We start from the raw sequence: 9,698 nt of genomic DNA, 5'->3' as shown, positions 1-9,698 counted from the left end.
CTCCTCCTTCTCCTTGTCGCTGGGCGGCAGGGTGAGGATGGCGGCGGTAAGGATGACATCTTCCGGAATGTTCGTCTGCCGGTAGCCCCACTGGAGCTCCTCTTTTTCCGCCGTCCACGGGGTGCCGTCGATGCGGAATCCGCAGAGCTGGAGGACGAATTCGCCGATCGTGATGCCGTTGGCTCCGGCATTCATCCGCAGGGCACCGCCGAGGGTGCCGGGGATTCCGGCGAGCGGGGCGACGCCGCCATACCCGAGTTCCGCCGCGGCGGAGGCGAGTTTCGGCAGGCGGAGAAAGGCGCCGGCGGTCAGATGGGTGCGCCCCGCCTTCACCTGGGAAAACGGCGGTTGTGCCAGCCGGATTCCCAGCGCGGGCGTGGGGGCGTCGCAGCCGACGAGGTTGGTTCCGCCGCCGATGACCAGAATCGGAACGGCGCGGGCGTGAGTCCATTCGAGCAGTTTCCCGAGTTCGCGGTCGTCGCGGGGTTCGGCCAGCAGCGGCAGAGTGCCGCCGACGCCGAGAGTGGTGATTTCCCGATAAGAGAGTTCGTTTCGCAGGATGAGCTGCGGAAACGCGGCCTGAAGTTCGTCAAAATAGTCCGGTTTCATGATTGCTTCTTGTATACTTGTTCGGGGTCGAAGAGCGGCTTGCTCTGCTCGACGAGGGATCCGTTTTCCAGTTTGCGGTAGAAACAGCTCCGGTGGCCGGTGTGGCAGGCGGCGCCGCCTTTCTGCTCGACCCGGTAGATGACGGCGTCGCCGTCGCAATCGACCAGGATCTCCTTGATGATCTGGACATTGCCGCTCTCTTCGCCTTTGCGCCAGAGCCGGTTGCGGCTGCGGGAAAAATAGACGGCGCGGCCGGTGCGGAGCGTCTCCTGCCACGCTTCCGGATTGATGTAGGCGAGCATCAGCACTTCGCCGGAGAGGTAATCCTGCGCCACGGCGGGGATGATGCCGCCCGCCTTCTGAAAATCGAGTTCCTCCATAGATGGATCCCTGAATTGCATGTTCCATGGTTTGCCGCAATTAATGTGCCCTGTCTATGGAGTTTTTGCAAGTCGATATCGGGATTATTTCGCGGAGTTTCCGGCTTTTGCCGCTTGCGGGCGTCCGGCGGAGGTGGTATAGTATCCGGTCCGGAGAAGAGAACCCCTCCGGCAGGAGGAATCGGCGTGAATTTACTTGTTGTATGCGGGTTCGAACAGCGGAACATCACCGCGGAGCCCGGTGTGCCGTTGAGTGCATCGCTCGGGCGGAACGGCTGGCGGCTCGATCTGCGCTGCGGCGGGAACGGCCGCTGCAACCGCTGTCTGGTCGAACTCCTTTCCGGGAAGTTCCTCTCCGGCGGAAAACTGCTGGACTGCGGGGAAAATGGTCTGCACACCGTGCGCGCCTGCGACACCAGTCCGGCCGGCGAAACCGGGTCGCTCCGGATTCCGCCGGCGTCGCTTCAACAGGAACTGGTGGCGGTGGAGACCGGATTTCTGCTCCCGTTGGAGACCGCCGCACCGGGCGGCGGATGGAGCGTTGCGGTGGACATCGGCACGACGACGGTCGCCGCCCTGCTGCTGCGCGACGGGGTGGCTGTCGCCGCCGCGGGGCGGCTGAACCGGCAGGCCGTTTTCGGCGACAACGTGATCGACCGGATCGCCGCCGCCGCTTCGCCGGAAGGACTGGCCGCCCTGCAACGCGCCGTCGCGGCGGAGACGATCGATCCACTGCTGCGGGAGCTGACGCCGGAGCCGGAGAAAATCCGCCGGATTGCGGTGGCGGGCAATACGGTCATGACCCACCTTCTGTACGGAATCGATCCGGCTCCGATCGGCGTGGCGCCGTTTGAACCGCCCCTTCGCCGTTTCCCGAAGGTTCCGGCGAAGGAGCTGGGAATTTCCGCCGCCCCGGAGGCGGAACTGCTGGCCGCGCCCGCCGTCGGCGGCAACGTCGGCGGCGACCTGGTTGCCGGGATGGCGGCGACCCGCTTCGGCGGCTCCGGCCGGACCGAACTTCTGCTCGACCTCGGCACCAACTGTGAAATGATTCTGTCGCACAACGGGAAATTTCTGGCGGCGAGCGCCGCCGCCGGTCCGGCCTTCGAACGCTCCGGTGCGGCGAGCGGCAGCCGGGCGGGGGAGGGGGTGATCGAACACCTCCGGTTCGACGCCGCCGGGCGGTTTGAACTCTCGGTCCGGGGCGGGGGGAAAGCGGCCGGACTCTGCGGTTCGGCGCTGGTGGACTTTCTCGCCTCCGGCCGCCGCTGCGGTCTGCTGGATGAGTTCGGCCGCTTCGATCCCGGAGTGCCGGCGCGCTGGGGGAGGCGCGTGATGCGCGACGGCGTGCTTGGCTGTCGAATCGCTCCCGGCGTGGTGATTCTGGAAACCGACGTGGAGGCACTGCTTCAGGCGAAGGCGGCGGTGTGGGCGGGAATCCACTCTCTCCTGCGGGCGACGGGCATCGAGCCGGGCGCACTGGAACGGCTCTGGCTCTGCGGCGGCTTCGCGCGCGGGCTGGATCTCGCTTCGGCGCAGGCGATCGGAATGCTTCCCGCACTGCCCGGAGCCGAGTTCTGCATCTGCGGAAACGCCGCGCTGGCGGGGGCGGCTCTGCTGGCGGCGCATCCGGAACGCATGAATGAATTCGACCGCCTCGCGTCGCTGCCGCAGGAGCTGCCGCTCAATTCGATTCCCGGCTTCGCCGAGGCATTTATTGATGGCCTCCTGCTCTCAGGGAAATGAATCGACGATCAATTCATCCTGAGCCTCCCGGTGGATCGTGTACTTCGGAGCTTCGCCGTCGGAATCGACACCGTTGACATATATTGATTTCCCCTCCGCCATCCCCGTTGTAGAGCCCGGCATTGCTTCGTCACGGCAGCATGTGAAAAGCAGAAGCCGGACCGGCGTGTTGCGGTTGTCGATCTGATCCAGGCAGATAGAAAATTCTTTCGTGTTGTCCAGAAAACAATATTTCCTGCCGGGAACATTCCATCACAGTATCTTTGGGGGATTCTGCGACAAGGAGATTCGATGGTAACTTCTTATAAGATAAATAGTTTTATTTACAATTCTCCGCGGTATGTCTTGAAATCAGGAAGCATTGTTTCAGCACTTCGGCGGCGGGTTTGCCATCCAGAATGAACCCCTTGTCGCCGGCGGGGTCGTCGCAAAATTGTGTCCGGGGATTCTGCTCGTCCCATTTCCACCAGTATAGACCGCGGAAATACTCCTCGGCGTGAAAGAGATTCCAGACCGCCTGCAGGTAGTTCGCCTGTTCCATTGGAGAGTAACGGCCGTCGCCGCTCCACCCGGAGGGGGCCGTTGCACCTCCGGTGCTTGAGGTGCAGCCGCATTCACCGAACATGATCGGTTTGCCGTAGAGCTTTGCCATCCGGCGGTAGAGGTCACGGACCGGGAGGAGTTTCGTCTCCATCTCCTCCACCGAACTTCCGGGGGCATCCGCCGCACGGTGGTAGAAACTTGTCTGCAGAAAATCGAGATCATAAAACCAGTGGTCCGGCCGGGAAAATTCCTGCTCGAAATTCAAAAGATGAGTGTGGCAGCTCGTGATCGGTCCGGGGAAACACTCTCTGGCGACGGCGATGACCTCTTTCCACTGGCTGTTTTGCCCGACGGTGCGGTCGAGTTCACTGTCGAGGCCGTACAGTTCGCAGCCGGTCTCACGGGCGAGCGTGGCGAAGAGACGGGTCCGGGCGCGAAAACTGGCGAACCAGCGTTTCCAGCAGTCGGAGATTTTTCCGGGGATCCGCTCGCGGTCATCGGGGAACCAGACCTGCAGCCTGCCGTTTCCGTCATGGGTTTCGAGCATGGGGCGCAACATGACCTTCAGCCCTTCGGCGTGGATGAAATCGATCATCCGGGCCAGCTCCAGTTCGCCCGGACTTTCCGCGAGATCCAGAAATTCCCGGGTGGAACCGCACGCTTCCCGGAAGACCGTGGCGATCAATGCGACATACTCGACATTGAGCTGTTTCATCTTCCGGATCTGCTCCTTTGCCCACGGCGACGAATAGACGCCTCGACGGGCGTAAAACCCGAATGTCACTCCCCGTTGAAACGGTACTTCCATTTTCATTCTCCCGCAGATGGCATTTTGCTGTTTTCGTGGCGGCAATCTATCTCCCGGACGGGAAAAATCCATTTCCCGGCATAAGTTCAAATCGTTTTTTCAAATGTCTGCGATTAGCCTGCTGCTGCCCCGCATTTTCATGATTTCTCAACAAGTTCAAAAAAGATTGCCGGCTCCTTTAATTTTCCGGTATCAATGGTGAAAGACAACCGTCCGTTCTGAACTCGGATGGGAATTTCCTCCATTCGCTTTCCAGAACAATTGAGTGCATAAAGTGTGGGCGTCGCAAGCCGGCTTTTCAGTTCCATGGAAAACGTTCCGCATCGCAGAAGTACGGGGAGTTTTCCGTTTGCCTGCAACTCAACTCTCTTTTGAGACGCAAACTTCATTCCGGAATTCAAAGCATCAGTCAAAATGACCAGAAGAACTCGTCCGGAATTCGATAGCGCCGCTGTTTTTTCCAGAGAAATCGCCGCGATTCCGGCGGGAATGCTGGCAGAGCGAATGGTCAGAGCATCAAGTTCAAATAATTTATCTTTCTGCTTGACGACCTGCATCTCCAGGCGGGGGGTAATGACGCGCATCTCCTGATTGACAACATCGACCAGCACCTCTTCTGTCGCGGAGTGATAAATTCCATGAGCAGGATCAGTACGATTGGCAGCGGAAAGCAGTTTTTTTTGTCGCAATATACGGACCAGTTCCTCTGTAGAAAGCGCGGTTTCCGGTTTCCGCAACTTCTTTCCGATGACGCGAAGCGCGCCGGTGTGGGGAGAAATTGCAAGAGCGGGAAACTCTTTCCCGATGGCGTTGGAATGCTCATAAAGGATTCCGAGACGCGCAAGCCATCCCAGACTGCCCAGACGGAAATTGACCTCTCCAAGCCCCTCTCTTCGAATATCTTCGTCTGTCACGTAAAACGCGATGGAATTCGGATTGGGAGCGACATCTTCACGCAGGTAAATAAAATAGGTAAGCAGATTGTTACCGCGCCAGATCGGATCGTCCGCTGCCCGAAATGGTCGCATTGGCCTCTGGGTCAGTGCAACTCCATCGGAGTGCATGATGAAGGCACTGTAATTCTGAAGCGCCGCAACTGTAGCTCCACGAATGGTTCCTTCATGTCGGAAACCGTTCCACATGACATGATTATATTCTGTGACAAAAAACGGTTTCCCGAAAAAGGCGCACCGTTCGGCCATTCCGGGATGTCCCGTAAGAGAACTGCCCTGTTCAATCAGAGTCGATTTTCCGGAATAAACCGGATGAAAGCAATACGGATGAGATGCGATTATTGACAATTTTTCCATCGCCGGTATCCGATTGAGCGTGAAGAAATTGTCGAATGTATTCATCAGTCCGGAATATCCACATTCCCGAACCGTATTCAAATAGAAATCTACCAGTTCCGCCTCCTTTTCCCCGATGAAGAGAGACATTGCGATTCCGAGCGGATCTGTTGTATATGCCAGTTTTTTTTGCAGTTTGGGAAACTGTTTCGATGTTCCGGTACGCTTCTGCATCCAACGTTGCCATTCGCCGTCCAGCGCTTCGCAGTGCTGCGGTGTCCAAGAGAAGAACTGTTCGTTAAAAAAAACTACAGCTGCAACTGCTGGATCGTCCTTCAGAGTAGTTCCCGTATATGGATTGTGCATGGTCAGGAGCCGTGTCACTCCCGCTTTCCAGTTCGCTCGTAACACCGGATCATAATACATGGCGTTCTTGAAATAACTTCCTGCAATCCGGGGAGCTTTCCGGGGATCTTTGGCATAGGGGTATCCGGAAGTCCAGCCGGCCGGTGACGAGGCCAGATCAACAATGGAATAGACCCCGCGTTCCTTCAGCAAATGAAAGAGATAGAAGAACATGTCGGTCATCTGCGGATCAAAGAAAATCTCTTCCGGTTTCGTAGGAATTGGAAGAATATCGTGCTTTTTCCCCATCATCAGAGAATAATCCAGAAAATGCCAGCGAATTGCATTGAAGCCATTTGCAGCGACCTGATCGGCGAATTCCTGCAATTTTCTCTTCCACTCCTGTTTCGGGAGTTTATTGAGATATTCCGGATAAGAAAACAGCCCGTGTGGAACAAAATTGAAGCCGTTCAGGCGGACTCGGCGACCAGGAGTCTCGGCGAATGCGAGAGTCCCGTCAGGACGGGCGGTAATTTTGCCGAAAGTTCCGGCCGAAGAAGCTGTTTCACTCAAATCAAGTGCCGAATTGCGAAGAATCGCAGGCGCCAAAGAAATCGGGCGCCATTCGCGATTTGCCATAATCGTCAACGGGGTGGAAGTTGTGCCGCTCATTTTCTGATCGGCTATGGTAACTCCGATCACAATCCAGCTGCAAGTGCCGGAAGTCTGTAGACGAATCCGCGATGTCCCGACCGGAATTTCAAATTTTGAAAGATAGGCTCCAATTCGTCTGCCGTTAACCGTTTGCTCACAGACGACTTTCCCGTTAGAGACGTCAAGGGGCCCCCACCAGTTCCCCACCTCCTCTCCGATGGAAATCGGGCGGGAAACCGTCGCTACGTCGCCCTCGAAAATCAATGATCCCGCAAGTGTTTTCCCTTTCGAAACCCACGCGACGGTATGAAGCAGATAAAGATAGCGTCGTTTTTCCTGAGGAAGCACAAGACAGGCTTCCCGCAAATCGGTTTTTACTTTATTGCAGTGAAATGAAAGGATGGAACGTCCACCATTCCTTTCCGGATCCAGGATCCGGAAAGGAATTCCCCGGAACGTCTGCTGCCCGAGCGGGAAATCGGCAAAACAGTTGTTCGGGCCCTGATCGGTCCAGCCCCCCCGGCCATCATTTTCCACTGGATCAAAAAAACCGAAATTTGCCAGCTTCGAAAGATCCAGGGGTAAAGGTTCCGTCATTTCCGAACATTCAAAATCCCGGATTTCAAGCTGAGAGCCTTTGGGATTCGCACCGAAGAAAAAATGAAAAACGCATTCTCCGGAGGCAAACGATTTTGTCGCCCGGAGCTGGTATTCATATATTTTCTCCGTGGAGGTGATTGAATAGAACTGGACCGTTTCCGTTTTCAGGCCGACATAGGCATAAGGACGATGGCGCTGCTTCATCGCCGTTCCAAGAGTCATCGGCTGATTTCCGCGAGCTTTAAAACGAACTTGATACAATTTCCCTTTCCGGATTGCATCTCCAAGAGGGAAAACAGCACACGCGTCGGACGCTTTCTTTTCTTTTCCCTGTGAGATCAGCGAGAAGCGCATTCCGTTGTCAAATTTCATTATTGTTCCGCGAGCGCCGTTTAGATAGAGGCCTCTCGCTTCGTCTCCCATGACACTTCCCGACAGCATCCATAGAAGCAACAGTGATAACTGACAAATTCTTTTACTCCTGAACAACTCTCTCTTTCCTTGTAATTTTCATGATTTCATGGCTCAAAAATGAATTCCGGTAAGGCCGCCTTGACATAGAACTTTCCTGCACCAGCTTCGGAGGCAATTCTCATCTGATGAAAATCGCTGATTTTCAAATTAGCCGCATGTCCATCGAAAAATGCTACATTACAACCGTTCAGATGTGCATTCACCCACGGCAGACCTGCTCCTGAGGACTGAAAATTCAGCATGAAATAGCCGCCGCCCCAGTTTCGATAGTTGCAGGCCATGATCGGTAATTTTGATGCCGTCTTTACGGATTTGAAACTAATTTCTCTTTTCCAGCTTGTTCCACTCCAGGTGGCCAGCATTGCACCTCCAGCCAGAGTGTTGAATATCTTGACGGCATATGTATTGCGGGGTGCGATAAAACCGTAAGTTCGATTATAATAAAATTTTGCTTGTTTATCATCCAGTACAGCCGAAGATGTATCATTTTTCGGCATGAACGGGATGGAGGGGCAGACAATGACTCTGGACGTCAGAAGTTTCTGCTTACACAGCAGCCCCAGAGGAGTTCTATCCATGGAGTAACCCGTTTCATTTTCATTTTCCGCGTACATAATATCATTACTGGAAGCCAGATACTGGGTTGTTGCAAGCATGCACTGCTTCTGATTTGACAGGCAGGAAATAGAACGTCCTCGCGCCCGTGCCCGGTTGAGGGAGGGCAGCAGTAAACTCGCCAGAATCGCAATGATCGCAATTACGATTAAGAGCTCTATCAACGTAAACCGAATTCTCCTTTTCATCTCTGCATCGCCTCCTTTAGTTTTTCTCAGAGAACACCTGCGTTCCATTTTGATAGAACGTGAAGTACAGTCCGATCGTCTGATTTTTTACCGGAACATCCTGCGAGTCCGTCTGAAGCAGAAGATCGTCGATCATATCCGGCACAACTTTCCCCCAATCGAAATTGATGGCATACCCGGTATATTTCATCTCATCGTAAATGGTGAATTCCGAGTTGATGACCCGGCACTCCTGCTCGAGGTCGAGATACTGGTCGAGAATTTCATAGGAGGGAAGAATGGCGTGGTTGCCGATGACGCCATCGAAACGGCGGCCGGCCTGAAGCATCTCTTCCAGCTGCTCCGCCAGCATCTCGGGAGTGTCTTTCAGAATCAGAACCCGCTCTTCCGGAACCGCGTGGAGGGCGCACTGCTCCTTTACCGCAGCTCTGATCGCCTCGTCAATGGTAAATGCCGGAGATACCAGAATGACGATCTCTCGTCTCTTCTCCCGAAACAAGCGATCCAGCCCCATCGCGTAATATTCCTGATAATTGTAACTGCAGGAGGAAACTCCCGGCAGCCTGCCGAACAGTGAGATCACGGGAACCCCCCGTTCCTTCATCCGGCAGAGCTCTGTTTTCAGTTCAGGGAGACGGATATTGAGTGCCACCAGGCCCGCCAGATGATTCTCTTGAATCATCGATTCCAGATCCGCAGGGGAATTCAGGTAAAGATGCTGGCAGCAATAGGTCAGATTCCGGCGGGTCAGCTCCCGGGCCGCGATGGAGTAAAGACAGACGGTGTAATAGATGTCGATGGCGATTTTGCCATCTCCCTCCAGAAAACCAAACAGCCTGGTATTTTTCAGATTGCAGTTTGCCGGGCAGGTGATGGAGCCTCCTCCCCGCAACGGCTGGAGATAGCCGTCTTCGGTCAACGCCTGAATGGCGCGTAGAGCCGTCGGATGGGTGACGCCGAACATTTCTCCCAGTTTCCGGGAAGAGGGAATGCGCTGCGGCATATCTCCTCCGGTCGCAATCAGATTCAGTACATACCGTCTGATTTTCATGAATTCAACGGCGTTTTTCTTGCCCATTTCACAGATCCCATATAATATTTACCATAGCTTTACCGCCATTAATTATAGGTTACTTCCGAAGAAAAGTCAAGAGGTGGAGGCATATTTCTGCCAAAATTTTTTTCTTGAGGATTGCAACAGAAAATGTGCCGGGGTGTCGGTATTCCGCAATTGTTTCCCGTCGGTCCGGGATGTTTTTCCACCGGGGCAGAGGAGGAATGCGAAGAGGCGATTCCGGAACTGTCCTATATTGCCCCCATTGAAAGAAGTGCTAAATTAAGAGAGTCATCGGAAAGGAGAGATTATGGGCACGAAAAAACAATGGACAGGCAGGGAAAAGCTCGCGATAGTGCTTGAGGGGCTGAAGGGAGAATGCCGGATCAGCGA

At 55.0% G+C, this 9,698-nt stretch carries 8 protein-coding genes; 1 reads left to right on the top strand and 7 read right to left on the bottom strand.

Annotated elements, in window-relative coordinates:
• Together ACMLHG_RS07940 and hisI are read right to left on the bottom strand one after the other, a co-directional pair.
• On the bottom strand, positions 1-609 hold a 609-nt coding region (locus tag ACMLHG_RS07940; protein WP_417170158.1), incomplete at its 3' end, for an FAD-binding protein.
• Entirely contained in the window at positions 606-989 is a 384-nt protein-coding gene (gene hisI, locus ACMLHG_RS07935; RefSeq protein ID WP_294436099.1) for a phosphoribosyl-AMP cyclohydrolase, read from the bottom strand. The genes ACMLHG_RS07940 and hisI, both read right to left, overlap by 4 nt.
• 186 nt (positions 990-1,175) lie before the next feature.
• Between hisI and ACMLHG_RS07930 the strand changes: the two genes are divergently transcribed.
• Positions 1,176-2,735, top strand: coding sequence for an ASKHA domain-containing protein (locus tag ACMLHG_RS07930; protein ID WP_417170157.1), 1,560 nt, complete (start codon positions 1,176-1,178; stop codon positions 2,733-2,735).
• On the opposite strand, the gene ACMLHG_RS07925 is transcribed toward ACMLHG_RS07930, so the two are convergent.
• The 5 genes from ACMLHG_RS07925 to ACMLHG_RS07905 form a co-directional block, all read right to left on the bottom strand.
• The gene (locus ACMLHG_RS07925) at positions 2,724-2,858 is read right to left on the bottom strand and encodes a hypothetical protein (RefSeq protein WP_417170156.1); all 135 of its coding nucleotides are present in this window, start codon (positions 2,856-2,858) and stop codon (positions 2,724-2,726) included. The genes ACMLHG_RS07930 and ACMLHG_RS07925 overlap by 12 nt on opposite strands.
• 196 nt (positions 2,859-3,054) lie before the next feature.
• On the bottom strand, positions 3,055-4,086 hold the full coding sequence (locus ACMLHG_RS07920; protein ID WP_417170155.1) for a glycoside hydrolase family 113: 1,032 nt from the start codon (positions 4,084-4,086) through the stop codon (positions 3,055-3,057).
• A 137-nt stretch (positions 4,087-4,223) separates the two neighbouring features.
• Complete coding sequence (locus ACMLHG_RS07915; RefSeq protein WP_417170154.1) at positions 4,224-7,397, bottom strand: hypothetical protein; 3,174 nt, start codon at positions 7,395-7,397, stop codon at positions 4,224-4,226.
• 95 nt (positions 7,398-7,492) lie between these two features.
• On the bottom strand, positions 7,493-8,251 hold the full coding sequence (locus ACMLHG_RS07910; RefSeq protein ID WP_294436090.1) for a prepilin-type N-terminal cleavage/methylation domain-containing protein: 759 nt from the start codon (positions 8,249-8,251) through the stop codon (positions 7,493-7,495).
• Positions 8,252-8,267: 16 nt separating this feature from the next.
• A complete protein-coding gene (locus tag ACMLHG_RS07905; RefSeq protein ID WP_417170153.1) occupies positions 8,268-9,254 on the bottom strand; it encodes a hypothetical protein in 987 nt (328 codons plus the stop codon).
• Positions 9,255-9,698 lie beyond the last annotated feature (444 nt).

It is taken from the genome of Victivallis sp., assembly GCF_048170485.1.
GTDB lineage: Bacteria > Verrucomicrobiota > Lentisphaeria > Victivallales > Victivallaceae > Victivallis.
Note: the sequence above shows the minus strand (reverse complement) of the source record. Positions and strands in the feature narration are given on the sequence as shown.